The 23,764-nt window shown below is 37.8% G+C and carries 19 protein-coding genes, 16 tRNA genes and 1 riboswitch; of the genes, 25 read left to right on the top strand and 10 right to left on the bottom strand.

Going from position 1 to position 23,764, the window contains the following annotated elements; translation table 11 throughout:
• Window positions 1–69: 69 nt before the first annotated feature.
• The 16 genes from ACFSUL_RS20105 to ACFSUL_RS20030 all read left to right on the top strand — a co-directional run bounded on the left by ACFSUL_RS20105 (window position 70) and on the right by ACFSUL_RS20030 (window position 1,542).
• Window positions 70–144 (top strand) — tRNA-Asn (locus tag ACFSUL_RS20105).
• A 3-nt stretch (window positions 145–147) separates the two neighbouring features.
• Window positions 148–239, top strand: a tRNA-Ser gene (locus tag ACFSUL_RS20100).
• 16 nt (window positions 240–255) lie between these two features.
• Window positions 256–330: transfer RNA gene (locus tag ACFSUL_RS20095), tRNA-Glu, on the top strand.
• Between the two features lie 10 nt (window positions 331–340).
• Window positions 341–416 (top strand) — tRNA-Val (locus tag ACFSUL_RS20090).
• A gap of 15 nt (window positions 417–431) precedes the next feature.
• Window positions 432–505: transfer RNA gene (locus ACFSUL_RS20085), tRNA-Met, on the top strand.
• 33 nt (window positions 506–538) lie between these two features.
• Window positions 539–615 (top strand) — tRNA-Asp (locus ACFSUL_RS20080).
• Window positions 616–634: 19 nt separating this feature from the next.
• Window positions 635–710: transfer RNA gene (locus ACFSUL_RS20075), tRNA-Phe, on the top strand.
• A gap of 39 nt (window positions 711–749) precedes the next feature.
• A tRNA-Thr gene (locus ACFSUL_RS20070) sits at window positions 750–825 on the top strand.
• Window positions 826–836: 11 nt separating this feature from the next.
• Window positions 837–920: transfer RNA gene (locus ACFSUL_RS20065), tRNA-Tyr, on the top strand.
• An 8-nt stretch (window positions 921–928) separates the two neighbouring features.
• Window positions 929–1,002 (top strand) — tRNA-Trp (locus ACFSUL_RS20060).
• A 9-nt stretch (window positions 1,003–1,011) separates the two neighbouring features.
• Window positions 1,012–1,087: transfer RNA gene (locus tag ACFSUL_RS20055), tRNA-His, on the top strand.
• A 48-nt stretch (window positions 1,088–1,135) separates the two neighbouring features.
• Window positions 1,136–1,207 (top strand) — tRNA-Gln (locus ACFSUL_RS20050).
• Window positions 1,208–1,210: 3 nt separating this feature from the next.
• Window positions 1,211–1,285, top strand: a tRNA-Gly gene (locus ACFSUL_RS20045).
• 7 nt (window positions 1,286–1,292) lie between these two features.
• Window positions 1,293–1,366 (top strand) — tRNA-Cys (locus ACFSUL_RS20040).
• A gap of 6 nt (window positions 1,367–1,372) precedes the next feature.
• Window positions 1,373–1,457, top strand: a tRNA-Leu gene (locus tag ACFSUL_RS20035).
• A gap of 11 nt (window positions 1,458–1,468) precedes the next feature.
• Window positions 1,469–1,542, top strand: a tRNA-Gly gene (locus tag ACFSUL_RS20030).
• A gap of 289 nt (window positions 1,543–1,831) precedes the next feature.
• Here the strand turns inward: ACFSUL_RS20030 and ACFSUL_RS20025 are convergent.
• Entirely contained in the window at window positions 1,832–2,503 is a 672-nt protein-coding gene (locus ACFSUL_RS20025; RefSeq protein ID WP_377937962.1) for a B3/B4 domain-containing protein, read from the bottom strand.
• A 160-nt stretch (window positions 2,504–2,663) separates the two neighbouring features.
• Between ACFSUL_RS20025 and queG the strand changes: the two genes are divergently transcribed.
• The 8 genes from queG (at window position 2,664) to proC (ending at window position 11,955) form a co-directional block, all read left to right on the top strand.
• The gene (queG, locus tag ACFSUL_RS20020) at window positions 2,664–3,797 is read left to right on the top strand and encodes a tRNA epoxyqueuosine(34) reductase QueG (protein WP_377937960.1); all 1,134 of its coding nucleotides are present in this window, start codon (window positions 2,664–2,666) and stop codon (window positions 3,795–3,797) included.
• A 184-nt stretch (window positions 3,798–3,981) separates the two neighbouring features.
• Complete coding sequence (locus ACFSUL_RS20015) at window positions 3,982–4,854, top strand: amidase domain-containing protein (RefSeq protein WP_377937966.1); 873 nt, start codon at window positions 3,982–3,984, stop codon at window positions 4,852–4,854.
• 119 nt (window positions 4,855–4,973) lie between these two features.
• Window positions 4,974–5,447, top strand: a complete 474-nt coding sequence (gene trmL, locus ACFSUL_RS20010; RefSeq protein WP_377937957.1) for a tRNA (uridine(34)/cytosine(34)/5-carboxymethylaminomethyluridine(34)-2'-O)-methyltransferase TrmL — start codon at window positions 4,974–4,976, stop codon at window positions 5,445–5,447.
• Window positions 5,448–5,591: 144 nt separating this feature from the next.
• Complete coding sequence (gene nfsA, locus ACFSUL_RS20005; RefSeq protein ID WP_377937955.1) at window positions 5,592–6,341, top strand: oxygen-insensitive NADPH nitroreductase; 750 nt, start codon at window positions 5,592–5,594, stop codon at window positions 6,339–6,341.
• 378 nt (window positions 6,342–6,719) lie between these two features.
• Window positions 6,720–8,615, top strand: coding sequence for a PrkA family serine protein kinase (locus ACFSUL_RS20000; RefSeq protein ID WP_377937953.1), 1,896 nt, complete (start codon window positions 6,720–6,722; stop codon window positions 8,613–8,615).
• 539 nt (window positions 8,616–9,154) lie between these two features.
• The gene (locus ACFSUL_RS19995) at window positions 9,155–9,469 is read left to right on the top strand and encodes a hypothetical protein (RefSeq protein WP_377937951.1); all 315 of its coding nucleotides are present in this window, start codon (window positions 9,155–9,157) and stop codon (window positions 9,467–9,469) included.
• Between the two features lie 341 nt (window positions 9,470–9,810).
• Window positions 9,811–10,974: a sporulation protein YhbH gene (yhbH, locus tag ACFSUL_RS19990; protein WP_377937949.1), complete on the top strand. Its 1,164-nt coding sequence runs from the start codon at window positions 9,811–9,813 to the stop codon at window positions 10,972–10,974.
• A 171-nt stretch (window positions 10,975–11,145) separates the two neighbouring features.
• A complete protein-coding gene (proC, locus tag ACFSUL_RS19985; RefSeq protein ID WP_377937947.1) occupies window positions 11,146–11,955 on the top strand; it encodes a pyrroline-5-carboxylate reductase in 810 nt (269 codons plus the stop codon).
• A 163-nt stretch (window positions 11,956–12,118) separates the two neighbouring features.
• Here the strand turns inward: proC and ACFSUL_RS19980 are convergent, their stop codons facing one another.
• The 9 genes from ACFSUL_RS19980 to ACFSUL_RS19940 form a co-directional block, all read right to left on the bottom strand.
• Window positions 12,119–12,784 (bottom strand): SIMPL domain-containing protein, encoded by a 666-nt coding sequence (locus ACFSUL_RS19980; RefSeq protein WP_377937945.1) that lies wholly within the window; start codon window positions 12,782–12,784, stop codon window positions 12,119–12,121.
• Between the two features lie 10 nt (window positions 12,785–12,794).
• On the bottom strand, window positions 12,795–13,253 hold the full coding sequence (locus ACFSUL_RS19975) for a transporter (RefSeq protein WP_377937943.1): 459 nt from the start codon (window positions 13,251–13,253) through the stop codon (window positions 12,795–12,797).
• A 241-nt stretch (window positions 13,254–13,494) separates the two neighbouring features.
• Complete coding sequence (locus ACFSUL_RS19970) at window positions 13,495–14,796, bottom strand: NCS2 family permease (RefSeq protein ID WP_377937941.1); 1,302 nt, start codon at window positions 14,794–14,796, stop codon at window positions 13,495–13,497.
• A gap of 339 nt (window positions 14,797–15,135) precedes the next feature.
• A complete protein-coding gene (locus ACFSUL_RS19965; protein ID WP_377937939.1) occupies window positions 15,136–16,182 on the bottom strand; it encodes an anthranilate phosphoribosyltransferase in 1,047 nt (348 codons plus the stop codon).
• A gap of 179 nt (window positions 16,183–16,361) precedes the next feature.
• Window positions 16,362–17,138: a uroporphyrinogen-III C-methyltransferase gene (cobA, locus tag ACFSUL_RS19960; protein WP_377937937.1), complete on the bottom strand. Its 777-nt coding sequence runs from the start codon at window positions 17,136–17,138 to the stop codon at window positions 16,362–16,364.
• Window positions 17,139–17,152: 14 nt separating this feature from the next.
• A complete protein-coding gene (locus tag ACFSUL_RS19955; protein ID WP_377937935.1) occupies window positions 17,153–17,980 on the bottom strand; it encodes a formate/nitrite transporter family protein in 828 nt (275 codons plus the stop codon).
• Between the two features lie 24 nt (window positions 17,981–18,004).
• Entirely contained in the window at window positions 18,005–18,322 is a 318-nt protein-coding gene (gene nirD, locus ACFSUL_RS19950) for a nitrite reductase small subunit NirD (protein WP_377937933.1), read from the bottom strand.
• Between the two features lie 22 nt (window positions 18,323–18,344).
• Window positions 18,345–20,765, bottom strand: coding sequence for a nitrite reductase large subunit NirB (gene nirB, locus ACFSUL_RS19945; protein WP_377937931.1), 2,421 nt, complete (start codon window positions 20,763–20,765; stop codon window positions 18,345–18,347).
• Between the two features lie 483 nt (window positions 20,766–21,248).
• A complete protein-coding gene (locus ACFSUL_RS19940) occupies window positions 21,249–21,860 on the bottom strand; it encodes a nitroreductase family protein (protein WP_071413275.1) in 612 nt (203 codons plus the stop codon).
• 457 nt (window positions 21,861–22,317) lie between these two features.
• A riboswitch (SAM riboswitch) is annotated at window positions 22,318–22,421 on the top strand.
• Between the two features lie 107 nt (window positions 22,422–22,528).
• Here ACFSUL_RS19940 and ACFSUL_RS19935 point away from each other — a divergent pair.
• Complete coding sequence (locus tag ACFSUL_RS19935; protein WP_377937928.1) at window positions 22,529–23,578, top strand: LLM class flavin-dependent oxidoreductase; 1,050 nt, start codon at window positions 22,529–22,531, stop codon at window positions 23,576–23,578.
• The last annotated feature ends 186 nt before the right edge of the window (window positions 23,579–23,764 follow it).

The following is a 23,764-nucleotide window of genomic DNA, read 5'->3' as shown; positions in this document are numbered from 1 at the left end:
AAGCTCTTCAGCGCCAATGGTAGTTGGGGGATCTCCCCCTGCGAGAGTAGGACGTTGCCAGGCAAACGTTCCGCAGTAGCTCAGTGGTAGAGCTATCGGCTGTTAACCGATCGGTCGCAGGTTCGAATCCTGCCTGCGGAGCCATAAGGAGAGCTGTCCGAGTGGTCGAAGGAGCACGATTGGAAATCGTGTAGACGGTCAACGCTGTCTCAAGGGTTCAAATCCCTTGCTCTCCGCCATATTAATACTTAAGATGGCCCGTTGGTCAAGCGGTTAAGACACCGCCCTTTCACGGCGGTAACACGGGTTCGAATCCCGTACGGGTCACCATTTACATATTGGAGGATTAGCTCAGCTGGGAGAGCACCTGCCTTACAAGCAGGGGGTCGGCGGTTCGATCCCGTCATCCTCCACCATTTTATTTTAATCGTCGCGGGGTGGAGCAGTCTGGTAGCTCGTCGGGCTCATAACCCGAAGGTCGCAGGTTCAAATCCTGCCCCCGCAATACCAGGTTTTCAATAAAGTGAAAACCGAATATGGTCCGGTAGTTCAGCTGGTTAGAATGCCTGCCTGTCACGCAGGAGGTCGCGGGTTCGAGTCCCGTCCGGACCGCCATTATTTAACTGTAAATTATGGCTCAGTAGCTCAGTTGGTAGAGCAATGGACTGAAAATCCATGTGTCGGCGGTTCGATTCCGTCCTGAGCCACCACTTTAAACAAATAAATGATTTTTAATTATTCTATATATCGCCGGTGTAGCTCAACTGGTAGAGCAACTGACTTGTAATCAGTAGGTTGGGGGTTCAAGTCCTCTTGCCGGCACCATATAGCAATATGGAGGGGTAGCGAAGTGGCTAAACGCGGCGGACTGTAAATCCGCTCCTTCGGGTTCGGCAGTTCGAATCTGCCCCCCTCCACCATTATTCATAGGGGTATAGTTTAAAGGTAGAACAGAGGTCTCCAAAACCTCCGGTGTGGGTTCGATTCCTACTACCCCTGCCAATTATTATGGCGGTTGTGGCGAAGTGGTTAACGCATCGGATTGTGGCTCCGACATTCGTGGGTTCGATTCCCATCAATCGCCCCATACATAGTCACACATTGAAACAATGTGACATATACTAGTTATTATTAATGGGCTATAGCCAAGCGGTAAGGCAACGGACTTTGACTCCGTCATGCGCTGGTTCGAATCCAGCTAGCCCAGTATGCGGAAGTAGTTCAGTGGTAGAACACCACCTTGCCAAGGTGGGGGTCGCGGGTTCGAATCCCGTCTTCCGCTCCAAAATTAAGGCGGCATAGCCAAGTGGTAAGGCAGAGGTCTGCAAAACCTTTATCACCGGTTCAAATCCGGTTGCCGCCTCCAAAAGATGCCGGTGTGGCGGAATTGGCAGACGCGCACGACTCAAAATCGTGTTCCTTCTGGAGTGCCGGTTCGACCCCGGCCACCGGTACCATCTTTTCACCCGCGGGTGTAGTTTAATGGTAAAACCTCAGCCTTCCAAGCTGATGTCGTGGGTTCGATTCCCATCACCCGCTCCAATACATAAAATTATTACGCAGTATTTCATTTTTCACTGATGAGATACTGCGTTTTTTGTTGATACTATCTTCTCGATTTTTACATCCTATGACAATGTCACTAGCGATAGATCTAGGTGCCAATATTATTTATCGAGGGGGCATTTTGCGCGCTGTAAAACTTGAATACTCATTTTGCTAGAATTATAGCTAGTAGTCATGGGATGGATATGGAATAAAGAAAACCAGCCGAGAAGAGGATATTCCAATCCTCTTCTCGGCTGGTTTATTATAGCTAATAGCTCTGCTATCAGCAACTAACAACTTTATATGTACCAGAGCCGCCGTGGATCTGTAAGAACATTTTCATTAATGAATCTGTTAGTCTGTTTGCTTCCTCTATTGAAAGGGAAGGCTTTAAATAAACAATCTGAATCGCATTTTTTGTACAGTTATTAACTGGAGCCCTATCTGAGTCGACGAAGGGACTTCCAAACGCACCTTTCTGGTCACAGGACACAATTAAGTTTTCTAACGAGTTTTCCCTGCCGTTCAGTCCTGTATAGGTTTCGCTCTCACTGGCTATTTTCAACTGAATCTCTTTTCCTGTTAATTTATCTAAGTCATAAATGCCTATTGGTACTTCATATTGAAGGGAAAAGAAGTTGTTTAGGTCAATTGCAGAATTAATTGTGCTAAGGTAATTCTGTTTTTTTATTCGTCTGTATAGTGCTTCGGCAGAGTGACGATAGCGGTTAGGGTCTTTACCAGTTTTTTTGAAGGTTTGTCTCCATTCTTTTATCCCTTCTACATCAGTCAGAGGCTTGTCTTGTAAGTCAAAGAAAATGGACTCCTGAAATAATTGAAGTCTGCCTTTTAACATTTGTGGAGATGCATCAACTTTGATATTTTCATAATGAATAAATCCGATTTTTATTTCTGGTACTTTCGTGCAAATTGAAGAATTAATCTTAATTTCCAATGATTTTTCCTCCCGTTTTCGTTTAAAATAGTTTATCATAGTACAGGGTCTAATTTCATATATCCGGATTATTGGACAGTAACTCTTAATGAAGGATGTAAAAGCAACTGATGGAAGTTTCACGTTATTTGACTCACCAAATTGAAAGGAGGGAATGTTAATGGATTTTGATTCATTAAAAAAAGACATTATTGAGTACAGCAAACAAATAGGGATAGACAAAATAGGATTTACTACTGCGAATAGTTTTTCCACTATGAAGAATAGGTTGATAAGGCAAGAAATGTTAGGATTTCAATCGGGTTTTGAAGAAAGTGATATAGAGAAAAGAACAGAGCCATCTCTCATTTTTAATGAGCCAAAATCTATTATCGCAATCGCACTTGCTTATCCGTCAAGGATGAAAGATGCTCCTCAAAGTAAAAGAGGTGAGCGAAGAGGTATTTTTTGCAGGGCTTCATGGGGAACGGATTATCATGTTGTTTTAAGAGACCGCTTAGCAAAGCTTGAGGAATATATACAATCAAGAATTCCTAATGCACGATGTGAGTCGATGGTTGACACTGGAGAACTGGTTGATCGGGCGGTTGCAGAGCGGGCAGGAATTGGCTGGAGCGGTAAAAACTGCTCAGTGATAACTCCTGAGTTTGGTTCCTATGTTTATTTGGGAGAGATGATTACAAACTTACCATTTGAACCGGATGAGCCAATGGAAGACCAATGTGGTACATGTAATAAATGTGTTGACGTTTGTCCAACGGGAGCGCTTGTGCAAGGTGGGCAATTGGATGCGCAGCGTTGTATTGCATTCCTGACCCAAACAAAAGGATTCCTTGCAGACGAGTATCGTATAAAAATAGGCAATCGAATTTATGGATGTGATACGTGTCAAACGGTATGTCCTGAAAATAAAGGCAAGGATTTTCATTTTCATGAAGAAATGGAACCGGATCCCGAGATTGCCAAGCCACTGCTTAAACCTCTATTATCAATAAGTAATCGAGAGTTTAAGGAGAAATATGGGTATATTTCTGGATCATGGAGAGGGAAAAAGCCCATTCAGAGAAATGCTATTATTGCACTTGCTCATTATAAAGATGATACGGCGGTGGAAGACCTTATAAAAGTAATGAATGAGGATGTTCGACCTGTTATTAGAGGCACGGCTGCCTGGGCATTAGGAAAAATAGGTGGGAGACAGGCAGAGGAAGCTTTGATTCAATTAAAACAAAGAGAAACAGACGAGGACGTATTGAAAGAGATAGAAAAAGGTTTAGAGCTAATTTTACCATAATGCTATTTTTATAAAGGTTGTTGTTTTTAACGGAGGTCAACGGACAGAATTTACAAGTTAAAACAACGATCTAGTAGAAAAGAATTTATAATAAAAATGTATTGTTTTACCTAATGAGTTACTATTCATTAGGTTTTTTTATTTTTTTCCTTTCATACAGATAAAGTAAGGAGGGAAACAAATGATAAGAAATCGATTAATACAACAAGTAGAGCGGTATGTTGCTGATTACACAAATAGTGATGGTAACAGTGAGCAAGAAGAAAAAATCCAAAGAAAACTACAATTGTTCTCGAAAAGACAGGCTGAAATTGTGAAGGTAGAAGCAAAGGGGAAAATAAATTCTATCCATAACAAGGAATTGGGTAAGGATGTATTCTATGATGTGCATTATAAGTTTTTAATAAAACAAGGAACACATTTGTATATGGAGGAAGAAGTAGAGAGTAGATATGCACTTTTTCAAAAAAATTATTTAGGTCAAGATATTGAGATTTCTAAATTAGGGGAAGAAAACAAGGAGATACTAGAGGAAGAGGTTTTAGATAATGTAGAAGAACGCTCGAACTATCAATATGATCGTTTACGAGCAGTACAGTACGCTGAAAAATGGTGGAATAGTTATAATCCTGTATATAAAAAATTTGATGTGGATTGTACGAATTACATTTCACAATGTTTGCATGCAGGGAATGCTCCGATGAGAGGCTATCCGAATCGAAGCAAAGGCTGGTGGATGCGAAACAATAATTGGAGCTATAGTTGGACGGTTGCAAACTCCTTAAGGTGGTACATACCTTCTTCTAAGGTCGGTTTAAGGGGAAAAGAGGTAAATAGCCCTGAGGAACTAAAACTTGGTGACGTAATTTGTTATGACTTTCAAGGAGATGGAAGGTATGATCATACGACAATTGTTACAGCAAAAGATGCAAAGGGAATGCCACTAGTTAATGCCCATACGACAAATAGTAGGATGCGTTATTGGAATTATGAAGATTCTACTGCGTACACAGATAATATAAAATATAAATTTTTTACTATTGTTGACGATCGTTGAGTATTGTCGATTGGAGTAGAAATGGTATAATGTCACATAGAGTTTGTTCAACAATTGCACCGGTATTGAAAAAGGTATACTGGTAAAAGTGTTAATCTATAGATGAGGTGACTTATATCATGGGAGTACATGTTGTTTTATATCAACCAGAGATCCCCGCTAATACAGGAAATATCGCAAGAACATGTGCAGCAACGGACACGACACTGCACTTAATTCGTCCATTAGGTTTTTCCACAGACGATAAAATGTTAAAAAGAGCAGGGCTTGATTATTGGGAATTTGTGAATATCGTCTATTATGATTCCATTGAAGAATTTTTTGAGAAAAATGAAGGTGGAGAATTCTTTTATTTAACAAAGTATGGAAAAAAACCACATACAACTTTTGATTACAGTAAATTAGAAAAAGACTATTTCTTCCTTTTTGGAAGGGAAACAACGGGATTGCCGGATGAAGTGATTGAACAAAACATGGATCGTTGTTTACGTATACCAATGAATGATAATGTTCGCTCATTGAATCTCTCTAATACAGCAGCAATTCTTATATATGAAGCGTTAAGACAGCAAAATTATCCAGGTTTATTATAGGAAGAGGAGGACTGACTGCCATAAAAGGTCAGTTCTCTTTTTTCTTATTTATAAGACTTTTGTCATTAAGTAAGCAAGCTGCTTTTCGTTCCCCGTGTTATTTGCCTATAATAAGAGGTAGAATTAGCAAAAGGGGAGATGGAAGTGAACGCTACTATTGAAACAATATTAAACCACAAATCAATTCGTAAGTTTAAAGAGAAAAAATTAACAGATCAACAAATAGAAACACTAGTGAAAAGTGCACAGGCAGCAAGTACGTCAAGTTATATTCAAGCGTATTCAATCATCGGGGTAAAAGATGAGCAAAAAAAAGAACAGCTAGCTGAAATAGCTGGCGGTCAAAGCTATGTTGCCAATAACGGACATTTTTTTGTATTTTGTGCAGACCTTTATCGTCATGAAAAAATTGGAGAATGGGAAAGCGGAGATGTTATCCCGTCTATCGAAAGCACGGAAAAATTTATGGTAGCTCTAATTGATGCTGCATTAGCAGCTCAAAATGCCGCTGTTGCAGCAGAATCAATGGGACTGGGCATTTGTTATATTGGTGGTATTCGCAATGATTTATATGCAGTAAGTGAGTTATTAAACCTACCTGAGCGTGTTGTCCCGTTATTTGGTCTTGCTGTAGGATATCCTGATAAAGAGACAGATGTAAAACCGAGACTACCTTATCGTCATGTTTATCATGAGGACTCGTACCAATCACAAGAGGTGGAAATGAAGAAAGAACTAGATGAATATAATGAAATTGTTTCGAGTTATTACAAAGAGAGAACAAATGGTAAAAGAAGCGATAGCTGGACAGGACAGATGGCCAAGATGCTGACAAATCGTCATAGAATGTATATGAAAGAATTTGTTGAAGGTAAGGGATTTAATAAAAGGTAAAAATAAAAGGGCAAGCACTAACTTAGAACAAAGCAATGAAAAGGACTGACTTAAAATAGTCAGTCCTTTTTCAATAGTTAATTTGAGCCAGGTTTATCATTGTAACCAGCAGTGAAAATAGCTGTTAAAAAGGCTACAGAAACACCTAAAATTAAAATAGTACCCATTTATGTAATCCTCCCTTTTTGCCGTTATTACATAATCTTTTTTTAGTATAGCCTATTTTTTTATGTATGTGAATGTTCTCGTGAGTTTTTTTCTGGCAATTGTATGACAGAAGGAAAACGTTTCAAGAAATCTCGCTTCTTTAGCATGTTCATTTGACCAAGCGCATAGAGTATATTAATCGTCTCTCATCAAGCGATAGGGGAGGTCCTTATGGATATTTTAGGAAAAATTGAAAACTTTCGTGAAGAAGAAGAAAAGCTGAAGTGGGAAGGGACATTTGGACAGTATTTGGAAATTTTGAAGGAGAAGCCTTGGATTGCCCAATCAGCTCACTCCAGGGTATACAATATGATTAAGGATGCTGGAGTCGAGGAGCATGACGGGAAACGAAAATATAAGTTTTTTAATCAACAGTTGTTTGGTTTAGAGGAAGCACTAGAAAGATTAGTGGAAGAGTATTTTCATCCAGCAGCAAAACGACTGGATGTTCGTAAAAGAATCTTACTATTGATGGGGCCGGTAAGTGGGGGTAAATCTACATTAGTTGCTATGTTAAAAAGAGGGCTAGAGGCGTATGCAAGAACTGATAAAGGTGCAATTTTTTCCATTAAAGGCTGTCCGATGCATGAAGATCCACTTCATTTAATTCCGCATCATTTAAGGGATGATTTTTATGAAGAGTATGGGATTAGAATTGAAGGAAACTTGTCACCACTTAATGCGATGAGATTAGAAAAAGAATACCAAGGAAGAATTGAAGATGTTCTTGTTGAAAGAATCTTTTTCTCAGAAGATAAACGAGTGGGGATTGGTACATTCAGTCCGTCCGATCCAAAATCTCAAGATATTGCTGACTTAACTGGTAGTATCGACTTTTCAACGATTGCTGAATACGGTTCGGAATCCGATCCGAGAGCATATCGTTTTGATGGAGAATTGAATAAAGCAAACCGTGGTCTTATGGAGTTCCAGGAGATGTTAAAATGTGATGAAAAGTTTCTTTGGCACTTACTTTCCCTTACACAGGAAGGAAACTTTAAGGCTGGACGATTTGCATTAATTTCGGCAGATGAACTTATTGTTGCACATACAAATGAAACAGAGTATCGTTCGTTTATTTCGAATAAGAAAAATGAAGCATTGCATTCGCGTATTATCGTAATGCCTGTTCCGTATAACTTAAAAGTGACACAAGAAGAGAAAATCTATGAAAAGATGATTCAGGAAAGTGATGTATCAGATGTTCATATTGCTCCTCATACATTGAGGGTTGCCGCGATGTTTACCATTCTCACACGCATGAAAGAACCAAAGCGAGGAGATATTGATTTAATTAAAAAGATGCGTTTATACGATGGTGAGAATGTAGAAGGATTTAATTCAGCGGATGTAGATGAAATGAAAAAAGAATACCAGGATGAGGGAATGAGCGGTATTGACCCTCGTTATGTTATTAACCGAATTTCCTCTACGATTATTCGTAAAGAAATTCCGACAATTAATGCTTTAGATGTATTACGTTCATTAAAAGAGGGATTGGATCAGCATCCTTCGATCACACAAGAACTCCGAGAGAAGTACTTAAATTTCATCTCACTTGCAAGAAAAGAGTATGATGATATTGCGAAAAAAGAAGTGCAGAAAGCATTTGTTTATTCGTATGAAGAATCAGCGAAAACGCTTATGGATAATTATCTAGATAATGTGGAGGCCTATTGTAACAGAGCGAAGTTACATGATCCATTGACTGGAGAAGAAATTAATCCAGATGAAAAGCTTATGCGTTCGATTGAAGAACAGATTGGTATTAGTGAAAATGCGAAAAAAGCATTCCGTGAAGAGATTCTTATCCGTATTTCCGCATATGCACGAAAAGGAAAAAGATTCGACTATAATTCACATGATCGTTTACGTGAGGCGATTCAGAAAAAACTCTTTGCTGATTTGAAAGACGTTGTGAAAATCACTACTTCTTCCAAAACACCAGATGAACAGCAATTGAAAAAAATCAATGAAGTAGTTGCTCGTCTAATCGATGAACATGGATACAACTCAACATCAGCCAATGAACTACTGCGTTATGTAGGTAGCTTATTAAACAGGTAAAGTGATACTTCCACCAGCGAGGTGCTTTCCCTCGGTGGTGGTTAGTAGAACAAATCGGGCAGTATACTGTCGGTTCCCGAAGAGTGAGAGGGATTACCGACAGTGACTGCGGGATAAAGTGATACTTCCACCAGCGAGGTGCTTTCCCTCGGTGGTGGTTAGTAGAACAAATCGGGCAGTATACTGTCGGTTCCCGAAGAATAAGAGGGATTACCGACAGTGACTGCGGGATAAAGTGATACTTCCACCAGCGAGGTGCTTTCCCTCGGTGGTGGTTAGTAGAACAAATCGGGCAGTATACTGTCGGTTCCCGAAGAGTGAGAGGGATTACCGACAGTGACTGCGGGATAAAGTGATACTTCCACCAGCGAGATGTATTCCCTCGGTGGTGGTTAGTAGTAAAATAAAACTGATCTTCATAAAGGAAGGTCAGTTTCTTTTTTGATATAGTAGAAAGGGGTAAAATAAAAAGGGGTTTTTATTCGGAAACTTGACGAAGTATTTTATTTGCATTAATGAAGGAAAGGAGGAGAAAGTACATGAAAATATCAACAATATTAAAATGGACTTCAGGGGGAATAGAAGCATTTCTTGGGATTCCTATCTTAGGAGGATCAATCATTCTGTCTTTAGCGTGGGCACCGCTTTGGATTATGCTTGCATTACATATTGTTACACTTATTTTTTCTATTCAAGAAAAAGAAAATAAACACGGAAGTATTTTAGGTATTGTTACAAGCTGTGTTGGCTGGATTCCAGTTCTAGGAATGATCATGCATATAGTTACAGGAGTATTTTTATTAATCGACGCCTACAAAGCACCGCCGAAAGAAACTGCATCAGTAGGGGAATGACATCGTAAGTAATCAGTAGTCACCAAGTTTTAAAAGTGATAGAACTCGCGGTAGGAACTAGATAAAAAAGTCGCTAATTAAGCGGCTTTTTTATTCATAAATGCTCGTTTTTTATAATACTTATCAATACAACGGTCTTGTTTCATTGGCAAAAAAATAGGCTTGTCCAAACATAGTTGTTTGTCTAATTATCTAAATAATTTGTAAATTTATTGATACTTCTGCATAGGATAGAGTAATTAGCGAAAGTTTTATAACTATAGCCAATTGTTTTTGACAGTCAACATATTGTATGCAGGAGAATTTGAAAACGTGAAAAATTTTTAAGGAGGGAATGTATCGTGAGTCAAAAGGATCATCAGTTTGTTGTTTCGCAGGAAGACTGGGCCCTCCACCGCAAAGGTCACGATGATCAAACTAGGCATCAAGAAAAAGTTCAAGACGCCATTCGTAATAATTTACCGGATCTTATCTCTGAGGAAAATATCATCATGTCCAATGGAAGGGAAGTTGTAAAAATTCCAATTCGTTCATTGGATGAATATAAAATTCGGTACAATTACGACAAGAACAAACACGCGGGTCAAGGTGATGGGGACAGTCAAGTAGGGGATGTTATTGCTCGAGACGGATCAGCTCAAAAGGGTCCTGGCAAAGGGCAAGGTGCCGGTGATAAAGCTGGGGAAGATTATTATGAAGCAGAAGTGTCGCTTATGGAAATTGAAGATGCATTGTTCAGTCAACTAGAACTTCCAAACTTAAAGCAAAAGGAACAAGATGTTCAGACAGTTGAGCATATTGAATTTAATGATATTAGAAAAACTGGATTAATGGGGAATATTGATAAAAAGAAAACGATGATGTCCGCCTTTAAACGAAACGCAATACATGGGAAGCCTAGTTTTCATCCCATCTATCAAGAAGATCTAAAGTTCCGAACGTGGAACGAAGTATTAAAACCAGAATCAAAGGCTGTTGTGCTTGCTATGATGGATACTAGTGGAAGTATGGGAGTATGGGAGAAATACATGGCACGTAGTTTCTTCTTTTGGATGACACGTTTTCTTAGAACAAAATATGAGACAGTTGAGATTGAATTTATCGCCCATCACACAGAAGCGAAAGTCGTTTCAGAAGAACATTTCTTTTCTAAAGGAGAAAGTGGTGGAACCATTTGTTCTTCTGCTTACCGGAAAGCACTAGAGTTAATCGAAAGCAAATATAGTCCAGAACGATATAATATCTATCCGTTCCATTTTTCCGACGGTGATAACTTGACTTCGGACAATGTCAGATGTGTGAAGCTTGTTGAAGAATTAATGAAGGTATCCAGTATGTTTGGCTACGGTGAGGTAAACCAGTATAACCGTCATTCTACATTAATGAGTGCCTATAAAAACATTAAAAATGAAGAATTCCGTTATTTTATTTTAAAACAAAAAGCAGATGTATTCCATGCAATGAAAAGCTTCTTTAGAAAGGAAGAAGAAAAAGCGTATGCTTGATAAAAAGTCAGCCAAAATGGCTGGCTTTTTCTATTGGAACAAACTACAGTTAGCTTCAGGGTCTTTGGCGATTGATTCGTATGTATAGATAGGGATTAGTAAAATTTATATTGTGCTAAAAAGTTTGTTATCCTTATAAGGAATGTAATTACATAATAAGGTTGTGGATATATGAACAAGACAATTGGTTTTATTGGTTGTGGAAATATGGCTCAAGCCATTATTGGAGGAATCCTTCAATCACAGCTGGTTTCGAGAAGTCAAATAATAGCCAGTGCTAAAACAGTTAATACGGTCAGTAAAGTAGAAGAAACATTTGGAATTAGAGCGGTAACAGATAACTGCTCTGTAGTAAGAGATGCCGACATCATTTTTCTTTCTATAAAACCTGACCACTATTTAGAAATAATTCAAGAAATAAAAGAGGCAGTAAAAGAAGAAGCAGTTATCGTGACGATTGCTGCTGGAATTACCCTTGATTGGATGGTAGAGCAATTCCAAAAACAAGTAAAGGTTGTAAGAACAATGCCTAATACTCCGTCTCTTGTCGGGGAAGGGATGACGGCATTTTGTGTTAATCAATATGTAGAAGAAACAGATTTACATACAATAATAGAAATACTTGAAAGTTTCGGGAAATCACAATTAGTCGAGGAAAACCTTATGGACGCGATACCTGCAGTTAGTGGTTCTTCACCAGCGTACGTATTCATGTTTATTGAAGCGTTAGCAGATGGGGCGGTACTTCAGGGAGTACCAAGGGAAAAAGCCTATACTCTTGCTTCTCAGGCAGTTCTTGGAGCTGCAAAAATGGTACTAGAAACAGGAGAACATCCAGGTGTATTGAAAGATGGAGTATGTTCTCCTGGTGGTGCTACAATAGAGGCTGTATCTAGTCTAGAAAAGAACCAATTTCGTGGTGCTATATTAAAAGCGATGGAAGAGTGTACAAAAAAAACAAAGCAACTTGCACAACAATAAGAAAACTAGAAGATGCTGCCTTATTTAGTTATGGGCAACATCTTTTTTTATTAGGAAGCTTAAAAGTCTATAGAAGTAATTACTTTCTGTAGGGTTTTGAAGCAATGGTACTGCCTATGTAACCAAAAAGGAAAAGGAGTGAAACTAGCCTTTTCCTTTTGGACTAGTAAGCTGAATACTCAACAATTAACTCTGCCGTAACTGCAATTTGGCCGGTTTGGACAGTGGTACCTTCTGTGCTAGCTGCTTTAACAAACTGATTAGACGCATACGGTATCTCTTTTCCAGAGGTTTTTTCGGATATTATTTTAGGTTGAGTCACAAGTTTCTGACCAGATGCATTTGCTAAAGTCACCGCTTTTTGAAATGCTTTTTTGTAGGCAATTGCTAATGCTTTTTGATAAACATTAGAAGTATCTGAATTAATAAATTGAATACTTTCTACTGTATTAGCACCAGCTTTAACTGCATCATCAATAATTTTTCCAATTTTATCGATAGTATCAATAGTAACGCTAAATATTTGTCGTACTTCATATCCAGCGAATGTCTGAACTCCGTCTTCAAAATTGTATTGCGGATAAATATGATAAGTAGATGTTTGGATATGATTTTTTGGAATACCATTTTGTTCAAGGGAAAGAAGGAGCTTGCTTGAAATAAGTTGATTTTGCCTCTGTGCAATGGCTAATTCTTTATCTTTTGTGACAATACCGATAGAAACAATAGCTCTATTTGGTTCAACATAAAGTGTATGTTCTGCATTTACCTTTATTACACCTGGAGTATGACTTTGGCTTTCTCTTTGTGACCAATAGGAATTATACATCGTTATACCCCTAATAACATTGGAATGATTCTACTCGATCCAAATCTACCCCATAGTATACCCATCTATATCCGTACCAACGCCAACCGGAAACAGAACGACGTCCTACATAGGTTGGATAGAACCAAAATCTCTGTCTGCCTCGTAACCACATATAGGTATAACGGTAAAGGCACCCGCGAATAGAGCCAGGATCAACTGCTTTTGTACTTGGCCCTCCTTGAGTAGTGCTTAGTGTCGGTTGGATGTTAGGGGGAGGTCCTGGTGGCTGATTTTGTCCGCCCGTTTGTTGGCCTGGTGGCGGAAAATCTGGAAATCCCTGGTTTCCACCAGGGAAACCTTGATTCCCACCTGGAAAGCCTGGGAAGTTTGGAAAGTTTGTTTGATTTCCACCTGGAAACCCTGGGGGATTTTGCTGATTTCCTCCTGGATTAAATGGGAAAAAGTTAAATTGTCGATCATCGTACATTCGTTGTAACCTCCTCTTTTTCTTGTTACACACTATCCTATGAGACATAGGAATAGCGGTGCGTGTCTGTGTAAGAGTAATAAGGTTCAACAATAAGGTTCAACAGGAGAATAATGCTAGAAATTCAACAGGAGAATAAATAAAAAAATTCAACTGTTAAAAATATAACGATTTTTAACAGTTGAATTTATGACGCGCCCTATGCTTGTCGCCTCTGGGCAAGCTGCTTACGCTTTTGGTGTTAATGTGGTAAAAATGCTAGCTGATAAAAGAATAATACAGCAAAAATATAAACTAATGGGTGAACTTTTTTCCATTCCCCTTTTACTATTTTTAATAGTGGGTAAGAGATAAATCCTAGAGCAATACCAGTTGCAATACTAGAAGTAAGCGGCATGCTTAAAATTATTAGAAATGCTGGGAAAGCTTCATCTAATTGATTCCATTTTATTTCTGAAATGCTCCCCATCATTAAACTTCCGACAATAATTAAGGCAGGTGCTGTAATAGCTGATAATCCAGAAACAGCACTTACTAAAGGTCCGAAGAAAGCAGAAGCAATAAATAATATTGATACAGTCAATGTAGTAAGCCCAGTTCTTCCTCCTGCAGCTACTCCAGAAGAAGATTCCACAAAGGCTGAAGTCGGGCTTGTCCCAAACATTGCTCCGACTGTAGTTGCAACGGAATCTGCTAGCAATGCTTCACGAGCACGAGGCATCGTGTTACCTTTCATTAATCCTGCTTGGTGTGCAACACCGACCATTGTTCCAGTCGTATCAAAAATAGTTACTAATAAGAAAGAGAATACAACAGCATATAAACCATACTGTATAACATCACTAAAAGCAGTAACAGGGTTGGCCACCATTAATCCTTCAGGTAAGGATGGAAAGGAAACAAACCCCTCATTAAAGGAAAGTTGTCCTGTGAAAAATGCCAGAAGACCTGTTGCGATCATTCCGATAAATAATGCTCCATGTACATTTTTTACCATCAATATTAACGTGACAGCTAATCCAAATAGTGCGAGCATTGATGATGATGAATGAAGATCACCTAAAGCAACTAAATTTGATGGATGAGATGTAATTAGACCTGTTAATCGCAGGCCGATAAATGCAATAAATAAACCGATACCTGCAGTGATGCCATGTTTTAAGTTTTGTGGAATAGCTTCTATCAGTTTTTGTCTAAATGGTGTTAAGGATAGAATGATAAAAATAATACCAGCAACAAAGACCGCAGCAAAAGCAGTAGTATAAGAAATATCATCATGTGCCCCGACTACTGAATAGGCAAAATAGGCATTCAATCCCATTCCCGGTGCAATTGCGATTGGATAGTTAGCAAATAACGCCATCCACAATGTACCAACAACTGCGGATATGATTGTTGCTAAAAATACTTGATCAAATGGTACACCGGCATCGGAAAGAATAACAGGGTTTACGACGACAATATAAACCATTGTCAAGAATGTTGTAATACCAGCAATAATTTCCGTTCTAGGAGTTGTACCATTTTCTTTTAGTTTAAACATAAATAAACCTCCAAAAATACGAACATTAAAAAACGCAACTATAATAATATTCGGTATTAGTTTAAATTTCAATAGGAAAGCTTAAAAAAATAAATAAAAAATAATAGGAAGTTCCTATTTAGGGACTATTCATCTTGTATTAGCAGGTAGTAAAAGCTTCACCTCAAGTCTTGAATTAACTATTTTATATTATGATGATAATGAAGGTCATTTATGAAGAGAATTAAAATTGACGACAAATTAGTTTTCACTTAGTATGGTGAAGGTTTCTTAAAGGAGATAGAAAAAAGAACGAACCTAGGAAGGGAATTCCCTTCCTAGGTTCGTTCTTTAGTTATTCTAGGATAGATTTTCAAGTAGTTTTTGACTTTGTCTCCATTTTTCTAGCTGTTTTATTCCACGTTTTTGTTTCAGCTGTTCAGCGGCCATCTTTATTCCTTTATCTATCGACTCCGTTACATTAAAAAGATAGTATCTTATCCCAGCGTTAAAAAGGATTTGATTATAATAGTAATCAAGTTTGCTTTCTCTTTCTCCATTTAATATAGCGAGGATTTTTTCACATTGTTGTTCTGGTGAAAGATTTTCCTTTACCTCTTCTTGAAAAAGCCCAAACTCATCTGGTTTTACAATGAAGGATTCCATTTTTTCCTTCGTTATTTTGTAAATAAAACTATTTCGATGAACAGGCAAGTCTTCCGATCCTTCTATCCCTTGAACAATGTATATATTCTCAAATTGCATATTTTTGAAAATGGGAGCTATTTTATTTATTGCCGTTCGATGAAAAGCACCCATCATGATTGATTTTGCGTTCGAAATATTTAATAACTTTTCTACAGTATTTAATAACGTTCGTACACCGATTTCTTCCCGTATGTTGCGAAGGTTGACTAATGGAGGGCAATAGTTTTCTGTCCAAGCAAATCCAATATTGGTTTCTTCTATTTCTTTTGTTAATAATGGAGCTGGCTGGGCTGGATTGATTCCCAAATGAAATAGGATATCTTTTAAGGAAGTCCCGTACTTTGGAGGTAGTGTGTCACTACTATGTAAAAATACTGGTAAACCTGCTTCCGCAAGTAAAATGGAGACTGGGATAGTGGTAGCAAATAGATGCCGACCTGTATATGGACTAGCAAAATCAATTAAACGGTGAGAACTTTTCGTATTTAGTTTATCCGTTTCTTCTTCGAACGCATGGATAAAAGCTAATAACTCATCCGATGATTCCGTTTTCATTCTTTGGGCAATAAAATAGGCAGCAATTTGTGCATCTGTTGCATTTCCCTCCAACATAAAACGAGCTAATTGATAGGTTTCTTCATAGGATAAATCTTTTGAACCTCGTTTTCCTCTAGCAACCTCTTTCAGCCATTGTTTCATTATATAATTCCCCCATATTCTCTGTAATTATTTCTATTCTATATCCTATAGAATATCATCTTTTCCCTTATATTTAGAAACGATAATATGTATCCCACATTAGCAGGGAACCCTTACCTCAAAAGTTTGAAAGAACCGAGGAAGGATAGGTGGGGGGCCTGATTTTTTATCATTTCTCTTTATACAAACGCTTCATGCACGTTTGGGGTGGGAGGCTGTTCTGTAAACTGAGAGAGCTTTTCATGAAAATGAACAACTTCTCCAACAACAATCATGGATGGATTACGAATAGTTGCTTTTTTCATTTTATCAACGATAGTAAGTAGTGTTCCTGTAATTGTTTGTTGATTACTTGTCGTTCCTTTATGAATAATAGCAACAGGAGTGTGAGGATTTCTATGGTGTTTAATAAGTTGACGGCAAATATAAGGGAGGTTTTTTATCCCCATATAAATGGCGAGGGTATCAACTCCATTCGCGAGACTTTCCCAGTCAATATCTTTTGGTTCACCGTTATTTTTATGCCCAGTAACAACTGCAAATGAGCTGCTAACATCACGATGGGTTACAGGAATGCCAGCGTATGCTGGGGCAGCAATCCCTGCTGTAATACCGGGGACTATTTCATATTGAATCCCGTTTTTTGCTAGTATTTCTGCTTCTTCACCACCTCGCCCAAAAATAAATGGATCACCTCCTTTTAATCGGGTTACAATTTTCCCACTACTAGCATATTTAATTAAAAGCTGGTTGATTGTCTCTTGTTTCCATGTATGATTATTAGGTGATTTTCCACAATAAACAAGTTCCACAAACGATTTGGAGTGGTCTAATAATTCTTTATTAACTAATCGATCATATAAAATTACATCTGCCTGCTGAATACACTTTAAAGCTTTTATTGTAATTAATTCCGGGTCTCCAGGTCCTGCGCCTACTATATATACTTTTCCCATCTAAACAACCCCTTTTAAAGTGTTTTTGTTTTTGACATTTTGACTATCACTTTCGATTCCTGTTTGTTATAGGTTACATATAGGGCTAATCCGGTAAATAAGAAGCCGCCGACAATGTTTCCAATTGTGACGGGGAATTGGTTCCAATACCACCAATCAAACATAGAAACATTTGCTCCAAGCATCATACCTGCAGGGATGACAAACATATTAACAACAGCATGCTCAAACCCTTGTGCAAAGAAGGTCATTACTGGTAGCCACATTGCTGCTATTTTGCCAATCGTAGACTTTGCTGTCATCGCCATGACAGCGCCAAGGGTTACCATCCAATTACATAGCATTGCTTTAATAAATACAACAACAAGACCTTCTGTTCCGAGGCTTGCATATCCTATCGTTTTCGCTTCAGAAACAGCGATGAGTTTTTCAATCATAATACTGTCTGATACTTGCCCTAACTTAGTTTCGGACAGGATAAATAATAAAGCATATAACCCACAACCTATTAAATGTCCTATTATCACCCAAAACCAGTTCGATAACATCTTTTGTATAGTTGTTTGTTTATGTAATACGGCGGTTGGAATTAACGCGAAATTTCCTGTTACAAGTTCTAATCCGAGTAGAATGATAATGACAAAGCCTGCTGGGAAAAGGATGGCACCTAAAATCCCCATATCCGACTGAATTTCAGCCGTGAAGGCAAGAGTTGTGGCAAATCCGAGTAATGCCCCGGATAAGCCACCTCTAATTAATAGGTCTTTTACTGATAACCTTGACTTTTGTGCACCCACTTGAATCATATTCTTTAAAACTTGATCAGGTTTAACAAATGCCATCAAATCACTCCTAATAGGGAATTTTCACAGGATTATATAAACTTCATCATTTATGACTTCTACTTGATATGTTTTAACGCATCCAATATCCGGTTCATGGACCTTTCCGTTATCTAGATTAATTTTCCAATCATGCATAGGGCAAAATACTGAGTTTTCACTAATCATTCCTTCTGACAGTACTCCACCTTTATGTGGACAACGATTTTCAATTGCTCGAACACTTCCATTAGATAATTTAAATAAAGCAATTTCATAAGGGCCTATTTGAACTCTTTTTCCGAGTTTTTCAGACAATTCAGCGACTGTGGTAACTTTCGTTCGCGTAACCGTATGCTTCATTTTTTTTATTCCCCCGTGTAAGTTATTTTGTATCTACAGGAACTAATACGTTTGAATAAAGTTCTTTTTGAATAGTTTTACTTTCAATTGCTTCTTTCCAAGGGTCCTTTACCCCTGATAATGCTTGCTCTATACGCTCATTTAATTCATTTCGATACGACTTATTTTTAAGAATAGATTGGATATGGTTTAATCCGATCCGCTCTACCCATTCGGAAGTACGTTCAAGGTAATTAGCGGTTTCTCTATAGTACTGTAAGTAGGCTCCTGTGAACTCCAATACTTCTTCTTTTGTTTTTACTTTTATTAAAAGGTCACCAGCTCTTAAATGTGTTCCACCGTTTCCTCCAATGTAAAGCTCCCATGAACCTTCTACACCAACAACACCAAGATCTTTTATTCCCGATTCGGCACAGTTTCGCGGACATGCTGAGACAGCCATTTTCACTTTATGAGGGGTGTTTAACCGCTCAAATTTTTTCTCTAGTGCAATCCCCATTCCTATGGAATCTTGTGTTCCAAAACGACAGAAGTTTTCACCGACACAGGTTTTCACTGTTCTAGTTGATTTCCCATATGCGTATCCAGATGGCATATCAAGATCTTCCCACATTTTTGGTAAATCTTCTTTTTTTATTCCGAGTAAATCAACACGTTGACCACCGGTAATTTTGATAAGGGGTACTGCGTATTTGTCAGCCACATTTGCTATTTTCCTTAACTCCGCAGCATTAGTTACTCCACCATACATTCTTGGAACAACCGAATAGGTTCCATCCTTTTGAATATTTGCATGAAGTCGTTCATTCACATATCTTGATTCGCGTTCGTCTACGTATTTTTCTGGATGAACCATGCCTAAGTAGTAATTCAATGCAGGTCTGCACTTGGAGCAACCTTCTTCATCTTTCCACCCTAAAACACTCATGACTTCACGTAAATGTGTTAATTGCTTATCCTTAATTTCCTGCACGACTTCATCACGGGACAATGTTGTACAAGTACAAATTGCCTGCTTTTGTTCGCTCTGATCAAACTCATCTCCTAAAGTGTGGGCTAATAAATCAGAAACTAGTGGTTTACATCCGCCACATGACCTTGATGCATTCGTACACCCTTTAATTTCTTCAACAGTTTTTAGGCCTTTTGAAGAAATTGCTTTAACAACTTCTTCCTTCGTTACGCCATTACATCCACAAATGAGCTCATCATCCGCCATTATTGCTGCAAAGTTTTCTTTTGAATCTGCATCAGAAACAGTAAATTGATTCGTATATTCAGAAAAGTTCGCTTCTTGGTTGATGTAACGGAGTAATTTATTTCCTTCGCTTGTATTTCCAAATAATACGGCGCCTACAATTTTTTCATCGCGTATTAAGATTTTTTTATAGGAATTATTCCACTCATCATATACTTGATATGATTTTGTTTCGTTATCTTCCCTGAATTGACCGGCGGAAAAAACGTCTACACCTGAAACCTTTAATTGAGTAGACAAAACGGATCCTTGATAACCATCTGTACTTATTCCACATATCCGTTTTGCTAAGACTTTACCTTGTTCATAAAGAGGAGCGACTAATCCATAAACAACTTTACGATGCTCAGCACACTCACCCACTGCATAAATGTTCGGAGTGTCTGTTTCTAAGTAATCGTTGACTAAAATTCCGCGGTTCATACGAATTCCATTTTTTTCAGCTAGTAATGCGTTCGGTTTTATACCGACGGCCATTACTACTAAATCCGTTTTTACTTCACTTCCATCGCTAAATCTAATTCCTTCAACAGAATCTTCTCCGATGATTTCCACCGTTTGTTTTTTTAATAAAAAGTTCATTCCTTGTTTTTCAAGATTTTTTTGTAATAACGTCCCAGCTGTTTTGTCTAATTGTTTCTCCATTAAATAATCACCTATATGGACGACGTCTACTTGCATACCTAAGTTTAAAAGGCCTCTTGCAGCTTCCAGTCCTAATAAACCTCCACCAATGACGACAGCCTTCTTATGATTTTCTGAGTAATCCAACATTGTTTCACAGTCTTTAATATCTCGAAAAGCAGTAACTCCTTTTTTGTTAGCCCCTGGGATGGGAAGGATAAATGGAATAGACCCAGTTGCAATAATTAATTTGTCGTAGGAAACGCTTCGATTCTTATTTGAATAAACAACTTGATTTTCTTTATCAATTTTTATAACTTCTTCTCCGACGCATAATTGAATGTTATTTGTTTTGTACCAGTTCCAGTCGTTTAATGTTATATCGTCAATTGTTGTATCACCTTGCAGTACCTTAGATAAAAGAATTCGATTATAATTCGGATGTGGTTCGCTTCCAAAAACGGTTATATCAAAGCCACGGGGATTAATTTTTAGAATCTCTTCAATACAACGAATGCCTGCCATACCATTTCCTATAAGGACAAGTTTTTGTTTAATCATTCCTACCTCCCAAAATTATTTTACATAGTATCATTTATCTGATCGATAATTTAGATAATACTGAACATTTTGGGTGGTTTCATTGTTTATGTAAGAAACTCTAACAGGCTTTTTTGTTATTTAGCTAGCTATGTTATTTTTTATACCATTACATTTTTCTTGAAGGTTTGTTTTCGTAAAATTTTTTGTTTGTGGGTAATGGACCATTCCGATTCGCTCTATGCTTTTAAACGTTGTTAAAAGCAACAATCTTAAGGTTAAAATGTTTGAAATATGTATGTTTCCTTGTTTGATTTTAAAAATAAAGGGAGTGACTCGCTAATTAATGGAGAAATATAATGAACAAATATAAAAAAGCTACATTGTAGAGCATTGTGCTCTACAATGTAGCTTTTTAAGTTAGAATAATTACCCCGTAAATGCCAAATTGGTTCAACTAACTGTCAGTAGAGATGGAAAAAACTTACTGATTGAAGTTTTACTTTATTTCGCCCAAGTAATTAAATCATGGATGTCAAGACGATCTGTTTTACGTGCTTCTTTTAACGGTTTCCCAATCGTAATAAGCATAACCGGTATATACCGATCAGATACATTGAATTCTTCCATTAATTTAGCTGGGTCAAATCCACCGACAGGGCATGAATCCCAGCCTTTTGCTTTCGCTGCAAGCATAAGTTGCATAGCAGCTAATGAAGCATTTAAGAAAGCTGCATCTCTTGGGTATTCTTTACGTCTGTAGGCACCCTCAATTTGTCCTCTTAAAATTTCTTTTAACTCTGGAGTCATTTCGCCTCTTTCAATGGAAGGGTCAAAGACTTTGTCCGTATTTTTGTTCGCTTCAAGGTCACCTAAGATTGCTACAACTGCAGAAGCATCAGCAAATTGTTGTTGATTAAAAGTGATTGGTAGAAGTCTTTGTTGTAATTCTTTATTATCAAAAACTAAAAACTGCCAATGCTGCAGATTCCAAGCAGAGGGAGCTCTTCCGGCAACTTCAAGAATTTCTAGAAGTTCTTCACGAGGAATTTCTAAGTTAGGGTCGTACACTTTTGTAGAACGTCTTTCTCTTGCTATATTAAAAAAATCAGTCATTATGGTAACCTCCTAGTTGTAAAGTTCACAACAGCTACGTGTCAACTTGATAATGATCGCGTAGTGCCATGAGAATAAATATACTATATTTTTGTATGTTACTTCTAAGTTTCCCTTTGTAAGTAGAAAACAATGACAACTATAATTTCCCCTTTTATTTAAGTCAAGTAATATGTTCAATGAATAATCAAATGTTTTGTATTAACTTTTGTCCTAAGTAGGAAGCAGGTTTTCTATTATAAGCAGTGCTGCACAGGAGTCATTATAAAAGTATTATTTGGAGGATCTAATCGTTTTAAAAATATTGATCAACAACTACCAGAAATTAGCGCTTCTTAAAGAGCGCTTTCTTGCATGTAAATAAAGAAAAAATTCCGCACTTACTAAAGCTTTACTTTATATTTGACATAAAACCAACTTCTATAGTAGGATTACTAAGAAAGAAAATAACTGAATATTCTTATCGAGAGAGGCAGAGGGACTGGCCCGATGAAGCCCAGCAACCAATAGTAATAGATTGGTGCTAATTCCAGCAGAGCATTTGGTTCTGAAAGATAAGAGAGGATACTAACAAACTTCTTCTTATCTGAAGAGGTTTTTTTAATACCATTTATTAAAAATTACCTCATTGTTTCACCACTTAGTTAATTTAGGGAGATGAGTTAAATATGAAATACGGATTTTGGTTACCAATATTTGGTGGGTGGTTAAGGAATGTAGAAGACGAGAAAATGCCACCAACTTTCGAATACGCAAAAGAAGTAATCCAATCAGCAGAAAAATGGGGATATGATACGACGCTGATTGCCGAATTGTATCTTAATGATATAAAAGGACCAGAGAGTCCATCATTAGAAGCATGGTCTACGGCTGCGGCACTTGCAGCAGTTACAGAGAAAATCGAAATCATGGCAGCAGTCCGTCCCGCTTTTCATAATCCAGCAGTGACGGCTAAAATGGCTGCGAATATTGATAATATAAGTAATGGTCGTTTTACACTTAATGTTGTTTCTGCTTGGTGGGAAGGAGAAGCACGCCAATATGGTGGTGCATTTACGGAACATGACGAGCGCTATGACCGTACAGAGGAATTTATTGATGTTTTAAAAGGTCTATGGGAAGAAGAACAGTTTTCTTATAATGGAAAGTTTTATAATGCAGAGAATGCTCATCTATCACCTAAACCAATTCAAAAGCCAAATCCTGTTTTATATGCAGGTGGTGAAAGTCCAAGAGGAAAGCAAACAATTGTAGAAAAATGTGATGCGTATGTTATGCATGGGGGAACGGTAGAAGAAATAGAAACAAAAGTAAAGGATATGAAGGAACGACGCGAGCAGGCTGGAAAAACACCATTCCAATCATTTGGTATGGCTGCCTATGTTGTTTGCCGCGATACGGAAGAAGAAGCACAAGCAGAGATTGATCGTATTACCGATGTGAAAGAATCTAGCGCCTATTCAGGGTATAAAGACTTCGTTGGAAAGTCACAATTAGAACAGCAAGTAAAGCTTTATGATTATTCTGTTTCCAATCGTGGTTTACGTCCGAATCTAATTGGAACACCAGAACAAGTAGCAGATAAAATCATTGCTTACGAACGTGCAGGAATTGATTTATTACTTCTTCAATTTTCTCCTCAATTGGAAGAGATGGAACGTTTCTCACGAGACGTTATGCCACTAGTTGAAGCTAAACGCGCTGTCGTAAGTAATTAAAGAATCGCAATTTTAAAAACTGCTTTTCTTTTTGGCTGTTTTCTAAAAGAGTGTTGCTTTTAACAATAGTTGAAAACACAGAGTGAATGGGAGTGGAAAGGAACGGTCCATTTCCCACAAACAATAAACTTTACGAAAACAGCCTTCTTTTATCATTACAGAGAAAAAATCTTAAATAAAACGGGG

The organism is Bacillus seohaeanensis (assembly GCF_042684945.1).
Taxonomy (GTDB): domain Bacteria; phylum Bacillota; class Bacilli; order Bacillales; family Bacillaceae_B; genus Rossellomorea; species Rossellomorea seohaeanensis.
This window is presented reverse-complemented; position numbering and strand designations above follow the sequence as displayed.